This window comes from Streptomyces sp. NPDC013157 (assembly GCF_042899865.1).
Classification (GTDB): Bacteria; Actinomycetota; Actinomycetes; order Streptomycetales; family Streptomycetaceae; genus Streptomyces.
On record NZ_JBIBAK010000011.1, the window covers coordinates 56,877 to 71,394 of the forward strand.

The 14,518-nt window shown below is 71.6% G+C and carries 14 protein-coding genes and 2 pseudogenes; 6 read left to right on the forward strand and 10 right to left on the reverse strand.

Annotated features, from left to right (window positions below):
- Position 1 precedes the first annotated feature (1 nt).
- The 3 genes from pstC to ACFY6U_RS29560 form a co-directional block, all read right to left on the reverse strand.
- Entirely contained in the window at positions 2-976 is a 975-nt protein-coding gene (pstC, locus tag ACFY6U_RS29550; RefSeq protein WP_351486277.1) for a phosphate ABC transporter permease subunit PstC, read from the reverse strand.
- Positions 977-1,359: 383 nt separating this feature from the next.
- Entirely contained in the window at positions 1,360-2,022 is a 663-nt protein-coding gene (locus tag ACFY6U_RS29555) for a hypothetical protein (protein ID WP_390043075.1), read from the reverse strand.
- 187 nt (positions 2,023-2,209) lie between these two features.
- Complete coding sequence (locus ACFY6U_RS29560; protein WP_390043077.1) at positions 2,210-2,728, reverse strand: hypothetical protein; 519 nt, start codon at positions 2,726-2,728, stop codon at positions 2,210-2,212.
- Between the two features lie 153 nt (positions 2,729-2,881).
- Here ACFY6U_RS29560 and ACFY6U_RS29565 point away from each other — a divergent pair, with 153 nt between their 5' ends.
- A complete protein-coding gene (locus tag ACFY6U_RS29565) occupies positions 2,882-3,880 on the forward strand; it encodes a cytochrome c oxidase assembly protein (protein WP_390043079.1) in 999 nt (332 codons plus the stop codon).
- Positions 3,881-3,922: 42 nt separating this feature from the next.
- Here the strand turns inward: ACFY6U_RS29565 and ACFY6U_RS29570 are convergent, their stop codons facing one another.
- A complete protein-coding gene (locus ACFY6U_RS29570; RefSeq protein ID WP_390043082.1) occupies positions 3,923-4,345 on the reverse strand; it encodes a molybdopterin-binding protein in 423 nt (140 codons plus the stop codon).
- A 96-nt stretch (positions 4,346-4,441) separates the two neighbouring features.
- Positions 4,442-4,798, reverse strand: a complete 357-nt coding sequence (locus ACFY6U_RS29575; protein WP_390043084.1) for a MarR family transcriptional regulator — start codon at positions 4,796-4,798, stop codon at positions 4,442-4,444.
- Positions 4,799-5,010: 212 nt separating this feature from the next.
- On the opposite strand from ACFY6U_RS29575, the pseudogene ACFY6U_RS29580 reads away from it, so the two are divergent.
- Positions 5,011-5,967, forward strand: a pseudogene (locus ACFY6U_RS29580) (Ppx/GppA family phosphatase); the annotation flags it as partial.
- A gap of 242 nt (positions 5,968-6,209) precedes the next feature.
- On the opposite strand, the pseudogene eno reads toward ACFY6U_RS29580, so the two are convergent.
- A pseudogene (gene eno / locus ACFY6U_RS29585) lies at positions 6,210-6,647 on the reverse strand (phosphopyruvate hydratase); the annotation flags it as partial.
- 208 nt (positions 6,648-6,855) lie between these two features.
- On the opposite strand from eno, the gene ACFY6U_RS29590 reads away from it, so the two are divergent.
- From ACFY6U_RS29590 to ACFY6U_RS29605, 4 genes are all read left to right on the forward strand, one after another.
- Positions 6,856-7,545 carry a M24 family metallopeptidase gene (locus tag ACFY6U_RS29590; protein WP_390043085.1) on the forward strand — a complete coding sequence of 230 codons (690 nt, stop codon included), beginning with the start codon at positions 6,856-6,858 and terminating at the stop codon, positions 7,543-7,545.
- 116 nt (positions 7,546-7,661) lie between these two features.
- The gene (locus ACFY6U_RS29595) at positions 7,662-8,450 is read left to right on the forward strand and encodes an SAM-dependent methyltransferase (protein WP_390043087.1); all 789 of its coding nucleotides are present in this window, start codon (positions 7,662-7,664) and stop codon (positions 8,448-8,450) included.
- A gap of 78 nt (positions 8,451-8,528) precedes the next feature.
- Complete coding sequence (locus ACFY6U_RS29600) at positions 8,529-8,801, forward strand: (2Fe-2S) ferredoxin domain-containing protein (RefSeq protein WP_390043088.1); 273 nt, start codon at positions 8,529-8,531, stop codon at positions 8,799-8,801.
- 50 nt (positions 8,802-8,851) lie between these two features.
- Positions 8,852-9,511 (forward strand): MSMEG_1061 family FMN-dependent PPOX-type flavoprotein, encoded by a 660-nt coding sequence (locus tag ACFY6U_RS29605; RefSeq protein ID WP_390043090.1) that lies wholly within the window; start codon positions 8,852-8,854, stop codon positions 9,509-9,511.
- A 235-nt stretch (positions 9,512-9,746) separates the two neighbouring features.
- On the opposite strand, the gene ACFY6U_RS29610 is transcribed toward ACFY6U_RS29605, so the two are convergent.
- The 4 genes from ACFY6U_RS29610 to ACFY6U_RS29625 form a co-directional block, all read right to left on the reverse strand.
- Positions 9,747-10,859, reverse strand: a complete 1,113-nt coding sequence (locus ACFY6U_RS29610) for a S8 family peptidase (RefSeq protein WP_390043092.1) — start codon at positions 10,857-10,859, stop codon at positions 9,747-9,749.
- Positions 10,860-11,214: 355 nt separating this feature from the next.
- Positions 11,215-12,342: a catalase family protein gene (locus ACFY6U_RS29615; RefSeq protein WP_390043094.1), complete on the reverse strand. Its 1,128-nt coding sequence runs from the start codon at positions 12,340-12,342 to the stop codon at positions 11,215-11,217.
- A gap of 57 nt (positions 12,343-12,399) precedes the next feature.
- Positions 12,400-13,752 carry a Dyp-type peroxidase gene (locus ACFY6U_RS29620; RefSeq protein ID WP_390043096.1) on the reverse strand — a complete coding sequence of 451 codons (1,353 nt, stop codon included), beginning with the start codon at positions 13,750-13,752 and terminating at the stop codon, positions 12,400-12,402.
- Between the two features lie 121 nt (positions 13,753-13,873).
- The gene (locus tag ACFY6U_RS29625; protein WP_390043097.1) at positions 13,874-14,461 is read right to left on the reverse strand and encodes a hypothetical protein; all 588 of its coding nucleotides are present in this window, start codon (positions 14,459-14,461) and stop codon (positions 13,874-13,876) included.
- Positions 14,462-14,518 lie beyond the last annotated feature (57 nt).

Genomic DNA, 14,518 nt, shown 5'->3' on the forward strand with positions numbered 1-14,518 from the left:
GTCAGGCCTCGCTCTGTGCGCCGGACCGTGACCGCGCCACGATCGAGGAAGCGGTGAAGTTGACCGCCAGGGTGAGCAGGAACAGCGCCAGGCCCGCCGCCATCAGCGCCGACATGCCGAAGGTCGAGGCATCGCCGTAGTGCAGGGCGATGAGGGAGGAGACGGAGTTCGAGCCCGTCTGCAGGATGTGCGGCTGGATGGTGAAGACCGGGGAGATGATCAGGTAGACCGCGATGGTCTCGCCGAGCGCCCGGCCCAGGCCCAGCATCGTGCCGCCGATGATCCCGCCCATGCCGTACGGCAGTACGACCGCGCGGATCATGCCCCAGCGGGTGGCGCCGAGCGCGTAGGCCCCCTCCCGTTCACCCGCCGGCGCCTGCGCGAACACCTCGCGCATCACCGAGCACTGGATCGGCGCGACCATCAGGGCCACGACGATGCCGGCCACGAACGTGGAGGCGGTGTAGACGCTCTGGGAGGCCAGCGGCTCGCCCGGCTGGGTGCCGTCGACGTGCAGGAACGGGATCCACCCGAACCAGTCCGACAGCCAGCGGGAGAGGCCGATGACGTGCTGCTGGAGGAAGAACAGGCCCCACAGGCCGTAGACCACGGACGGCACGGCGGCCATCAGGTCGACCATGGAGACGAGCGTGCGGCGCAGCGGGCGGGGTGCGATGTCCGAGATGAACAGCGCGGTCCCGAGGGCCAGCGGCACGCTGATCGTGACGGCCACGGCGGCGATGAGCAGGGTGCCGGTGAGCACGGCCGCGATGCCGAAGCGGTGCACGTCCGGCTGCCATTCGGCGGTGGTGAGGAAGCCCCAGACCCCTCTGGTTCGCAGCGCCTGTCCGGCCCGGAGCAGCAGGAACAGCCCTACGGCAGCCATGATGGCGAGGACGATGACGCCGGAGGCCGTCAACTGGACCCGGAAGATCCGGTCCCCGAGCCCCCGGGCGGCCGACAGCTGCCTGGGCACGGGTCTTTCGGATTCCGCCCCTGCGGAACCCTTGAGCGCGGACACCACTGTGCCCCCCCTATACGGAAACGAATTGCCCCCTACACGGCTCCAACGGGTTGCCGCGCGGGTTGAGTCAATGGCCGGTTCCTTGCGCACCAACGCGTCGAAGATGGAGAGCAGGTGAACTGTTCATGCCATTTCAGTGGGGGAGATGTGGGTGCCTGTGTACTGGAGGGTCAGGCGGGACGAGATCCTTCCGGCACCCGTGCCGCCCAGGAGGCGGGCGGGCAGGGCGAGTTCGGTCAGGTCGTTGTTCGTCCGGGTGGGACGGGGACAGTCGTACCACCCCTGTGGCCGGGCGTGGCCGGATGTCGCCGGGCGTGAAGAACCGGGGACGGGGTTCAGTCGCGGGCCGCGCGGTCCAGGGCGCTCTTGGCGGCCTGCTCGTCCTGTCCGAGCAGCGCCTTCTCCAGGCTGTGGTCGTCGTGCCGGGAGAAGCGCTCGCCCTCGGCGACGTCCTCCTTGCTCAGCACCCGCCCGCACCACTCGCCCTGGTCGCCGGTGTGGTCGTCGAAGGGCACGGCCCCGCCCTCGCCCAGGACCGCCCAGCCGCCCTCGTGCCAGCGCAGGGCCAGCAGATAGGTGTGGCCGACCTGGAGGCGTGGCGCGTCGGTGGCCATCTCGGCGGCGCGGGTGCCGCTGGACCGGTAGACCTCCCAGCCGGGGGCGACCAGGTCGAAGGCGGAGCCGAGGGCGTGCCGGGGCGAGGCGTGCGACCACAGTGTGCTGTCGGTCCGGAAGCTCACCAGCCGGTCCGTCGCGTACGCCACGGCCCCCTTGGCGTACGTCCGCCGGTTCGTCTCCCGCTCCCCGGTCGGGCTGGCGACCACGACGTGGTCGGCGTACGACACCCAGTCCTTCGCGGTCTGCGACGGATACAGGTCCCCGGAGGTCCCGCACCCCGTCACCGACTCCAGCCCCGGCCGGCCGACCAGCACCCCCGCGACGACGCCGACGGCGGCCAGCAGCGCGGCGAGCGGCCGCACCGGCCCGCGCCGAGGCATGGCGAATCGTTCCCTCATGATGGCGAAGCCCCCTGTGTTCCCCGTCTCCCCTGTGCGGCGGCGGAGGTGGTCGGCGTCCGCCGGCCGCGTTGATCACTTTAAGCACGACCGAACGAAAGTGAACAAGGATCACCTTGGCCCGGCACAGAACTGTGACGCAGGCCCGGGGCGAGGGCGGGCGGGCGGCTCAGCAGCCCTCGCGGGTCGCGGCGAACTCCAGCCGGGCGTGGTCGTCCGCGGCCAGGGCCTCGCCGTAGACCGAGCTGCTGACCTGGTACCAGACGTCGTCGCGCCGCTTGTCGCCGTTCACGTCGTCCAGCTCCACGCACCACTTCTCGGTGCGGACGGTCCTCCGGTAGGTCTCGGTGCCGCGGTGCACCTTGGTGCAGGACCGGTACCGCTCGGTCGTGTACCAGGTCCTGGTCTTCCGTCTGCTGCCGGTCCCGCTGCTGGAGGTGTGCCGGACCCGGTGCGTAGTGGTGGCGCACGTCCTGACCAGGCGGGGGCGGGTGGCCCGGGTGGTCTTCGCGGTGATGTGCCGGACGGTGTCCTTCAGCCCGTGGACGGTGTCGTCCTGGGCGGACGCGGTGCCGTTGCCGACCCCGTTCCCGTCGTTCCCGTTTCCGCTCCCGCCCCCGGAGCACGCGCCGAGCGTGCCGATCAGAATCGCGATGGCTCCGCTCACCATGAGCCGTTTTCCGAACATGAATCCCCACCCTTGAGAACCGTGCCGATCACCGCCTGGTGATCGCGCCGATTCTGCACGAGCCCCGGTGCGGGGCCGGGGCGGGACAGGTATAGCGTCGCGCAGTGGACTGACCTGACCCGTTTCGTCCCCGACCGAAGGAGGGTGAGCCGGATGGCCGAGCTGACTGTGGGCCGGCTGCTGACGTCGTGGCAGCCGGACGTGCCCGCGCTGCTGCTGGTCGTGGCCCTGGGCGGGCTGTACGGCTGGGGTGTGCGGCGCGTGCGCGCCGGGGGCGGCTCCTGGTCGCCGGCCCGGTCCGCGGCCTTCGCGGTGCTGGGCCTGGGGGCGCTGGTCGTCGCGACGATGTCCGGCCTCGCCGTCTACGACCATGTGCTGTTCTGGCCCGCGGCCGTGCAGAACATCCTGCTCGACCTCCTGGCCCCGCTCGGCCTGGCCCTCGGCGACCCGCTGCGGCTGGCGGTGGAGGCGCTGCCGGCAGGCGGGGCGGCGTGGGTCCGCCGCGCGATGACCGGGCGCGTGGTCCGCCTCCTGACCTTCCCCCTGGTCAGCACGGCCCTCGTCCTCGCCACCGAGCTGACGGTCTACTTCACCCCGTACTTCGCCACCGCGCTGCGCGTGGGCTGGCTGCACGAGCTGATGTACCTGCACCTGCTGGTGGCGGGCTGCCTCTTCGTCGTACCGGTCCTGACCCGCGAGGAGAGCCTGCCGGCCTGGTGCACCCATCCGGTGCGGGCGGGCCTCGTCTTCCTGGACGGTGTGATCGACGCGGTCCCCGGGGTCGTCGTGATGACGCACGGCACGCTGATCGCCGGGGCGTGGTACCTGCACCACCACCCGTCCTGGGCCCCCGACGTCCGGCACGACCAGCAGATCGGCGGCGGCGCGATGCTGAGCATCGCCGAGCTGGTCGCCCTGCCGTTCCTGCTGGCGCTCCTGTTCCAGTGGGCGCGGGCGGAACGCGTCCAGACGGCGGCCCTCGACCGCCGTCTGGACGAGCAGCTCGCGGTGGTCCCCGCGGCCTCCCCCGCACCCACGGCCGGCACTGCTGCCGGCCCCGCCGCCCCCGCCGCCGAACGGGTCCGGCCCTGGTGGGAGACGGAGGAGAACGAGGTGGCCTCCAGGATCCGGCGGCAGCACGGCGAGAAGTGACGACCGGGCGCCTCCTCTCCGCCGGTGCCGACCCGCGCGGGGTCAGGCGGTCGCGAGGGACACCTCGGTCGCCTTGATCAGCGCCACGACCGGCGCGCCGGCCGTCAGGCCGAGATCGCCGACCGCGTCCCTGGTGATCGCCGCGGTGAGGTCCTGGCCTCCGTCCACGGTGACCTTGACCGTGGCCATCGCCCCGCCGGTGGCCACGTCGCTGACCGTGCCGGGCAGCTGGTTGCGGATGGACACGCCCGGCACCCGGCCGGTGGCGAGCGCGACCTCGGTGGACTTGACCATCGCGCGTACGGCCGAACCCTCGGTGAGCCCCAGCTCCCGGACCGCCTCCAGGGTGATCGCGGCGGTGAGCTCCTGGCCGCCGTCGAGCCGGACCTTCACGGTCGCCATCACCTCGCCCGGGGTGACGGCGGTGACGGTGCCGGGGATCTGGTTGCGGATGCTCAGGCTCATGGCGGACCGCCTAACAAAGGGGGGAGAAAGAGGTGGACTGTCGGGATTGTCCTGACGTCGACTCCACAAGTTAGCCGTTCGGGAGCGACGCGCCCGTCAGGAACCGCCCCCGGCCTGTTCGCCCGTGCCCCGGCGGTCCGCCTCGTCCCTGACCAGCAGGGTGAGCAGGGAGGCGACGGTGAGGCCGGCGCCGGCTTCGGCCGGGTGGCGGAGCACCTTGTCCGGGTCGATGCGGTACTGGTTGGTGCGGCCGTTCCGGGTGTGGGAGAGGTAGCCGTCCTGTTCCAGGTCCGCGATGATCTTCTGGACGGCGCGTTCGGTGAGCCGGCAGCGGGCTGCGATGTCGCGGATGCGGGTGTTGTGGTCGTCGGCGATGCTCGCCAGGACGCGTGCGTGACTGGTCAGGAACGTCCAGCCGGTGTGCGGCTCGGGAACTCCGTCGACTCCCACCATGGCGCACATCGTACGGCTGTAGGTTCCCCGCACACAAAAACGCGAAAGATGATTCACGTATGTACTGACGGGTCCTGGCGGGTTCTGACGGGTCCGTGGGCATCCACCGGCGGGCCGGAGGCCGCCGTGCTGCGCACACGTCTGCGCACCTCCTCGCCCACCCTTCCGTGCACGCACCGCATCACCCCGGCTGCGCTGGGTACGTGAAGCGCATGAGAGTGGGCCTGGTGGACGCGGGATCGAACACGGTTCGGCTGGTGGTGACCGACGCGACGGGCGGGGTGCCGCTGCCGGTGCACACCGCCAAGTGGAAGCTCCGCCTGTCCGAACAGGTCGGAGCCGACGGGCACTTCGGGAAGGAGGCCACCGGGCAGCTGGTCGAGGCGCTCCGCAAGGCCGCCGAGATCGCCCGCCGGTGGGGCGCCCCGGAACCGCTGGCGTTCGCCACCGCCGTCGTACGCAACGCACCCGACCGCGTCGCCGTCCTGCGGGCCGTGGCGCAGGACACCGGGGTACGGCTGTGCGTGCTGCCCGGCGAGGTGGAGGCCGAGCTCACCTTTCTCGGCGTCCGGCGCTGGATGGGCTGGCGGGCCGGGCCCCTGGCCGTCTTCGACATCGGGGGCGGCTCCTTCGAAGTGGCCTTCGGGCGCGGCCGGATGCCGGAGTTCGCGGTCTCCCTGCCGCTCGGGGCAGGCCGGCTGACCAACGAGTTCCTCGGCCACGACGGTCCGCCGACGGCGGACGAACTGCGCGACCTGCGCCGCCGGGCCCGCCATCAGCTGCGCGACGCCACCGCCCGCATCCGCTGGGAGCACCCGCGCACCGTCGTCGCCACCTCCCGCACCTTCCAGCAGCTGGCCCGGCTGTGCGGCGCGGCCCCGGGACGGAGCGGCCCGTTCGCCGAGCGGATCCTGTGCCGGGGCGACCTGCGCCGCGCGATCGACCGGCTGGCCGCCCTGCCGGTGACCGAGCGCTCCGGCCTGCCCGGCATCTCCGCGCCGCGGGCCCGGCAGAGCCTCGCGGGAGCGGTCGTCGGCCACACCGCGATGAAACTGAGCGGCGTGAAGTCGCTCGCGATCTGCCCCTGGGCCCTCCGCGAGGGCATCCTGCTGCGCTACCTGGAGGACGGCGCCGACTGGTGGGCCGACATCGAGGCGGCACACGACGCGAACCCGGACGGGGATCGGGGCAGCGGGGACCGGGACGGTGGGGATCGCGGCGGCGACCGGTACGGCGACCGGTACGGAGACCGGGACAGAGACCGGTGCGGAGGCCGGGACGGGTCGGCCGCGAAGCCGGTCAGCCTGCTGCCGCTCCGGAGCTCCCCGCCGACCCCGACCGCCTGTCCCGACCGCTTGACGCGACCGACTGACCCGACCGTCTGACCCCGCCCGACGCTTCCCCCTGCTCGGCGGCGCAGCCCCAGGGCCTCGGCGCCCGCTTGGCGGGCCTGAGGGCCCAGTTCCTGTTCGATGCGGACGAGTTGGTTGTACGTGGCGGTGCGGTCGGCGCGGGACAGCGAGCCGGTCTTGATCTGGCCGCATCCGGTCGCGACGGCGAGGTCGGCGATGGTGGTGCCCTCGGTCTCGCCGGCGCGGTGGGCGGTGGCGACGGTGGCCAGGGTCTCGGTGAGGGTGCCGATCTGGTTGACCTTCACCAGGACGGAGTTGGCGATGCCGTCGCGGATGCCGGCCCGCAGCGGGGTCTCGTCGGTGCAGAAGACGTCGTCGCCGGTGAGCCGGCAGCGGTCGCCGAGCCGGGCGGTCAGGTCGCGCCAGCCGTCGTGGTCGTCCTCGGCCATCGGGTCCTCGATCGACCCGACCGGGTAGCGGTCGACCAGCGCGGCCAGGCCGCGGCCCTGCGCCTGCCGGTCATCCGCGGCGCCGGCCGCCTGCGGCACAAGCGCCTCATCCTGGTCGTCGACGCCGAACGGACCGTACGGCACACGCTCTTCCCGGTCACCGACATCCCGCGCGCCGTCGAGGAGAGCCTCCGGCTGGCCACGGCCCTGCGGAACCCCGTTGCCGGGGACGACCGGGGCTGGCTAGGTTCGGCCCATGGCGGATGACGAACCCACGCGCGCGGCGCGCCTGCTCGAGGCGCAGGGCAAGGCCGTGCGGCTGTTCGCGGAGATCGAGGAGCGCGGGCTCGTCGTGCCCGGCGAGGGGGAGCGGGCGGTCAGCGACCGGATCCGGGACCTGGCGAACGAGTTGTTCGGGACGACCCGGCACTGGCACAAGCGGATCGTGCGCTCCGGGCCGAACACCGTGCTGCCGTACCGGGAGAACCCGCCGGACCGGGTGATCGGCACGGACGACATCGTCTTCGCCGACTTCGGGCCGATCTTCGAGGAGTACGAGGCCGACTTCGGCCGCACCTTCGTCCTCGGCGACGACCCGGTCAAGCACCGGCTCCGCGCCGACCTCCCCCGGGTGTTCGCCGCCGGCCGGCGCTTCTTCGAGGCCGACGTGGAGATCACCGGCGCGCGGCTGTACGCCGAGGTGGAGCGGCTCGCCGGGCAAGCGGGGTGGGGGCTGGGCGGCTGGCACGCCGGGCACCTGGTCGGCGAGTTCCCGCACGAGACGATCGACGGCGCCGACGTCGAGTCGTACATCACGCCCGCCAACGACACCCCGCTGCGCCGCACCGACAAGGCGGGCCGCACCTGCCACTGGATCCTGGAGATCCATCTCCTCGCTCCGGAGCGGCGGTTCGGCGGGTTCCACGAGGAACTGCTCACCCTCTGAGGGCCGGACCGGCCCCGTGGGCCCAAGTCGCCCTGCGGGCAAGGCGGATGAGGCGCCCGAGTACGATCATCGCGACCTCGGTCCCTCACCGTCTCCCCCGGCGCGATGGAGTTGCCATGACGACCAACCCACAGCCGTCCCTGCCGATAGACACCAGCAGGGCCCACCCCGCCCGGGTCTACGACTGGCTGCTCGGCGGCAAGGACAACTACCCGGTCGACGAGGCGGTCGGTGAGAAGCTGCCGGCCGAGGCGAGGGACGCCGCCCGGCAGAACCGTCAGTTCATGCACCGGGCGGCCGCGTGGCTCGCCCGGCAGGGCGTCGACCAGTTCCTGGACATCGGCACCGGAATCCCCACCGAGCCGAACCTCCACCAGATCGTGCAGAACGTCGTGCCGTCGGCCAAGGTCGTCTACACCGACAACGACCCGATCGTCCTCCGGCACGCCGAGGCGCTGCTGATCAGCCGCCCCGAGGGAGTGACCGACTACATCCAGGCCGACGTGCGCGACCCGGAGGCGATCGTCCGGCACGCCCGGCACGTCCTGGACTTCGACCGCCCGGTCGCTCTCTCCCTCATCGCCCTGATGCACTTCATCAGCGACGAGCAGGGCGCCCACGGTATCGTCCGCGCCCTGGTCGACACCCTGCCGTCGGGCAGCTACCTGATCCTCTCGCACGCCGCGTCCGACCTGTACCCGGAACTCGTCGAACAGGTCGTCGCCGAGTACGCCAGGGGCGGCATCCGCCTCGCCTTCCGCACCCGCCCCGAAGTGGAGCGCTTCTTCGACGGCCTGGACCTGGTCGCCCCCGGCCTGGTCACGGCGACGGAGTGGTTCGCCGGCACCCCGGCCCCGGAACCGGAGGGCAGCGGCATCTACTCGGGGGTGGCCCGCATCCGCTGACCGGCCTCCCGGGGCGGCGCGGCCGGCCCGCCCGCCCGCCCACTCGCGGGGAACGGTTCAGTTCACCTCGGCCACGGTGTGCGCCGCGACCGGGGTGTCGCGCAGATCCGGGTGGTGAACTGCCTGGACGCCTGTGAACAGGCCGACGTCATCGTCGTCCAGCCGTCCCCGGCCGGTCGCGCGGCGGGCGGCCGGCCGGTGTGGCTCGGTCTGGTCAACGACCCCGACGCGACGGCCGACATCGCCACCTGGGTCCGCGCCGGGGGCCCGGGGCTGAGCGAGCCGCCGGACATCCTGGACCTGTACGAGTTCAGCCCCTCGCGGCGGGTACGGCGCGGCGTCGAGGGCTGAGCAGCGGCACGACGTCCTCGGGCGCGGGCCCGCCCCTTAGGGTCGGCGGCATGACGACACCCCTTGCCCGCAGTGCCTTCGACTCGCTCCGCCTCGACGCCGTGCCCGACCAGGAGGCGTTGCGCCGGGTCTACGCCCTCCCCGGTGACGCGGCCGTGCGCAAGCAGATGACCGAACTCACCGAGCAGACCCGCCGGTTGATCGGCTGCTCGGCGCTGGTCCTGGTCGCCAGCGCGGACGCCGAGGGTAACTGTGACGTCTCCCCGCGTGGCGGTCCCCCCGGGTTCGTCGCCGTCCTGGACGCACGGACGGTGGCGATACCGGACGCGACCGGCAACAAGCGTCTGGACACCCTGCAGAATGTCGTCGCCACCGGACGGGCCGGGCTGCTGTTCGTCATTCCGGGGCGCACCACGACGCTCAGGGTCAACGGCCGGGCCTGTGTCTCCACCCGCCCGGAGCTGCTGTCCCAGCTGACCGCCGTGGGCAAGCCGCCGGCCAGTGCGCTGGTGGTGGGCATCGAGGAGGTCTACCCCCACTGCCCCAAGTCGCTGCTGCGCAGCGGGGCCTGGAAGCCGGAGCAGTGGCTGCCGGCGGACACCCAGCCGACCTCGGCCGAGGTGACGCTGGCCCAGCTGCGGATGCCGGAGCTGACGATCGCCGACATCGAGCAGGCGGAGGCGGATTCGCTGAAGTACCGGTACGAGTGACGGACCGGGCAGCAGATCGCCGATGTGATCGACAGCGAGCCGGAGAAGCTCGCCCGCGGCCAGGCCACCGTCGCCCGGACCCGGCAGACCCTCCAGGCCAAGGCCACCGGCATCGGCACCGGCCGCTGAACCGCCGACGCCCGCACGCTCGTACGGGCGGATGCCGATCACGCCCACCGGCGCCGGGCGGACGAGGCAGGAGGCCGGCGCCGTGCGGGCGCGGTGCGGGGGCAGGTCAGAGGCCGCCGGTGTTGAGCAGCCGGTTGGGGGTGTCGGACCGGATGCCGTGCAGGGCACCGCGGGTGGCCGTGTGGTCGAGCCAGACATGGACCTGGTCGGCCGTGGCGTGGGGGTGTGCCGACAGGTACAGGGCGATCACGCCGGTTGCGTGCGGCGCGGCCCAGGACGTGGCGCCGTCGTTCTCCGTGGTCGTACCGCCGCCGGCGAGGGCGGCGGTCACCTTCTGGCCGGGGGCGTACAGGTCCACGCACCGTCCGTACCCCGATCCGTAGGAGCCGCCGTCGCTCCATGCGCGGTCGTTCGGGGTGGAGGCCGCGACGACGATCGTGCCGGGGACACCGGCCGGCGAGTGCTTGCAGGCGTCGTCATGGAAGTTGCCGGCCGACACAACCGTCGGGATCCCCGCGTCGACCATGTGCTTCACGGCGCTCTCCAGGGCCGCCGACCGGTGGTCGAGGTTGAGCGACATGTTCACCACCGCGGGCTTCTGTGCGTGCGCGGTGACCCACTTGACCGACTTCACCAGGGCCGCCTCGGCCGCTGCCGGGGAGCCGCCGCCCTCGCTCTCGCACAGGATGCCCTGCACCCGTACGAGCTCCGCCTTGGGCGCCACCCCGTACTTCGTCCCGCCGATGATTCCCGCGACGAACGTGCCGTGGCCGACGCCCGCCTCGCTGAAGCAGTCTCCGGAGTCCTTCGGGCCCACGAAGTCGGCACCCAGGTGGGCACGTCCGCCGAACTCCTTGTGGCCGATGTCCATGCCGGTATCGATCACGTAGACGTGCACACCCTTGCCCGTGGCGGTGGTCGTGAACGTCCCGTTCAGGGGCCGCGACCGCTGGTCCAGAATGTCCAGGTTCCATGGCACGTGCCGGGTGATGGACGACGCCGCGGCCTGCGCGATTCCGGCCGGCGTCCCCACGGTGCCGGGGGGTATCGGAGCCGAGCTGGACGACGTCCTGTCTCCAGAAGGCGCCACGGACTCCGTCGTCCCGTGCGCGGGGAGCGATCCGCCGCTGCTCCCGGCGGCCGCGCCGGCTTCCCCGCCGCAGGCCGAGGCACCGAGCGCTGTCGCCATGGCCACCACCACGAGACCGGCCTTCGTCACGTTCCGCGCCATTACGTCCCCCACAGTCCCGCTTCGTACACAGTCAGCGCACAAGACGACCACAGGGGGCGGGCGGTTCCGGCGGGGCGTGAGAATGGGGCGGTCCACACGCTCGGCGGAATCCTGTCCGGCCGCGCACCGGTGAAGGCCGCCGGGGTCGGCACCGGCGGCCTGCGCGGTCGTGGCAGGTCCGTCCACCTCCCCCCGGCACAAAGAAGGGCGAGGCCCGAGGACCCCGCCCACCCCGTAAGAAACCTAGGCCGTACGGCTGATGCCCCGCCTCATGCAGGCGGTGGCTGAAGTCCTGCCACTCGTGCGGCGAACGGGGAGCCGTTTCACCAGAGGGCGCCTTCTGTCAGGCCGGGCCGAGTACTTCGTCGGCGCTGCGCGGCTCGGTGCGTGGCTGTTGGTTGAGCTTGTGGCGCGCGATGGAGGATTGCCGGTAGACCTCCTTGCGGGCCCGCATGATGTTGCCCAGGGGCGCGTGCTCGGCGGTGACCCGCCAGGGTGTGAAGGACAGTGCGTCCATCTTCTCCAGGTTCTCCGGGCTGGAGATGTCCTGCTGCGGCAGCCGCAGCTTGGCCACGGTGACGGACGGCGAGAGCTGTTCGGGCCACTCCACGGTGGTGTCCTCCACCGGCATGCGGTGCAGGTCGGTGCAGAGCTGGACCTGGATGTCGAAGGCGTAGGGCCGTTCCTGCAACTCGCCTTGCAGGGCCGGTCGGAAGACCTCCGCTGCCGAGGTCGGGTCGATGGTGCGCCGGACCACCGCGGCGGCGGAGGACGGGTCGGGGGTGAAGCGCACTTTGGCGATGTAGTCACCGTGGCGGACCGCGCCCATGGTCCAGTAGCTCGACAGCAGCACGTTTGCCGGAGGAGTCTTTGCCAGGCGCAGGAAGGCCAGGAACTCGTCCCACGCCCAGTTGTCCTGGTCCAGGGTTCCCTTTCCGGTCACGAAATCGGTGTAGAAGCGATGGGCGCCGGGGCGGCCCTGGGAGAAGTAGGCCGGTGCGTCGAGGAACAGTTCCTGGATGAACAGGTAGTGCTCGACCGTGTTGCAGAAGAAGATCGGTCCGTTGATGTTGGCGTAGTCGAAGGTGCCCGTGTCCGGTTCGTCGTCCAACAGGGTCGGGCCGGGGATGTCGAACATCTTCAGGGCCAGTCCGGTGGCGGCGCCCAGGCGCGCGTCGGCTCCGGCGTGGGGCGAGCCGTTGGAGAAGCGGATGAGCGCGTCGTGGGTTCCCGGGGTGGCGTAGATTCCCTGGGCGTACTCGGGGGGCAGCCCGGCCAGGATCTCCACTTCCCCGCGGACCAGCCCGTAGCCCTTGGCGTGGGCGTCGCGGAGGGCCTGTCCGGTGCCGCCGGCCTCGACCGACTCGGCGATGTAGTTCTTGGTCTTCTCGATCACCGTCTGCACGTTGCGTTCGAAGTCCGGGTCGGCATCCTCGACGTCGGGCGTGTAGCGGACGAACTCTGCTGCCATGACTCCGACCTCTCCTCTCAGCGACCGTGATCGTGCTCCAGGGGCCTGGAACCGTCCTCAGCCCTCGAGTTCGGCGAGCCAGCGCAAAGCGCGCAGCCCCGGAACGAAGCAGTACTCGCCGCCGCGGGTGACCACGAAGCTGGGCAGGTTCTGGAGACGGCGCCGGACCGGTTTCTCCGGGATGGTGAGGCTGCCGGTTCCGCCGTGGTGCCCGGCGACCGGATCCTGCTCGCCGGGGTAGCCGATGAAGTTGCCGTCGTTGACCCATTCGGCCTTGATGAACTCGAACTGTCGCTCCAGGTGGGCTCCGAGGAAGACGCCGACCAGGCCGCGGTCGGCGCCGTCGTCCTCCAGCACGCCCTCGGGCAGTGGCGGGCCGTAGGTGGTGCCGCGGCGGATGAGGCGGTGCATCCGCGCGTCGCCGATGATCGTGGAATCGCGGGGGTTGGTGCGCCGGATGTGCGCACCGGCGGGGCACCGGTAGCCGCGGTCGTCGTTCTCCCGGTAGAGGAAGTCGTTGACGCGGTGCGGATCGGCCGCGAGCTCCGGATCGTCGTGCTCCGGCGCCAGCGCCAGCGGCGCCCCACTGGGCCAGCGCCCGACCATCTTCGCCGCCAGGAGCGCCTCCTCCTCGGCGTCGGCGCTGTTCGCGCGCAGGTATCGGCGCCAGGCCGCCACGTTGGTGTGGATCTTGCGGACGGCGGCGTAGGTGCCGTTGCGCCCCAGCACGTCGGGTTGGGGCATGGGGGGCGGACTGCCGGTTTCGTCGGGGTAGCCGAGGATGAACTCGCCGGCCTTGATCGGGGCTTCCTGCGGGTTGGAGCCGGGCAGCCCGACACCCTCGATGTTCGGATGACTGATGCCGTCCCGGAACCCGAAGGTGGTGCGTCCGGTCGGCAGCTGGTGGACGTCCTGCTGCCAGATCACCCGGACACCAGGGGTGTCCTCGTAGGCGGCACGGGTCCGCTCCAGCTCCTTGTCGAGCTGTCCCGTGTCGGAGGACAGGGCGCTCAGGGCGATGTGGACGTCACCGGTTCCGAACGGTGCCTCCCAGTGGGCCGGCGCACTCTCACCCACGTCGCCGATCCGCTCCGCCCGGGCGGCCATGCCCTCACGAAACGCCTGGGGAAAGCTGTCCAGCGACTCCTGCGGCACCCCCAGGGCCCTCAGCCCCTGATAGGTGAAGGCCACAGAAACCCAGGCATCCTGGCTCCGGTCTGCGCCTGGCAGACCACCCGAGGTCGCCGGCAGGAGCCGCCGCAGCAGGGCGCGCCCGGCGTGGCGGTCCTCGACGTGCAGGAAGACGAACTTTCCCTCGTACGGAACGGGCCTCGGCCGCAGGGCCCCGCTCTGGACGTCGTCGATCTCGACGCTCGTGCCGGCCGCGCTGTCGCTGTCCGCTGTGTTCATGGTCGCTTGTGCCTCCGCGTCGGTCTCTGCCTGGACAGCCCGGCAGCGGCTGGTGCGCGCCTGTCGACGCGGTCCACCGATGGCGGTGGGTGGGAGTCCGGGGGCCGGCTGCGTCCGGGTTCTAGGCCGAGGCTTCCTCCAGCAGCTTCTGGAAGGCCGGCGTGGCCAGCAACTCGGCGTTCGCGGGGTTGTCCAGTGCCTCCCGGAACTGGGGGGTGTCCAGCACCTCCTGGAACGCTTCGTCCACGCGGTGGTCCTTGTAGATCTGCTGAACGGTCAGGTCGGGATAGGCGCTGACGAAGACCCCTGCGGGCTCCTGGTGGGCGAGGAACCAGTCCTTGACCCCTGGATCCTTGATGCCGGGGAACCCTTCGCTGTGCGCGAAGACCTTGTCGAAGCGTTCCCCGACCACCGTCTTGGCGAAGTCGTCGATGTAGGTGTCCCAGGAGCCGTCGAAGACGCTGGCGAACATGAACCTGGTGTCGTTGTCGAAAATGACGTGCCGTGCGTCATGCAGCGTGCCGATCTGGCGCAGCGCCGCATGGACGTTCTCGTCATTCGCCGCGTCGCCGAGCCAGGTGAGATCCGCGCGCAACGCATCGGCCTCGCCCGGCTTGATCTTGGTGAAAACGGTGAACTCGTTGGAGACGCCATCCGTCCTGCCCGGGTGCTCAGGGTGAGCCGGCGGGGTTGCACCTGTCGCAGTCATCGCGAAGCTCTCCTGTCGCGGATCGGTGCGAGAGTCGCCAAGCGCTCGGACACGAGG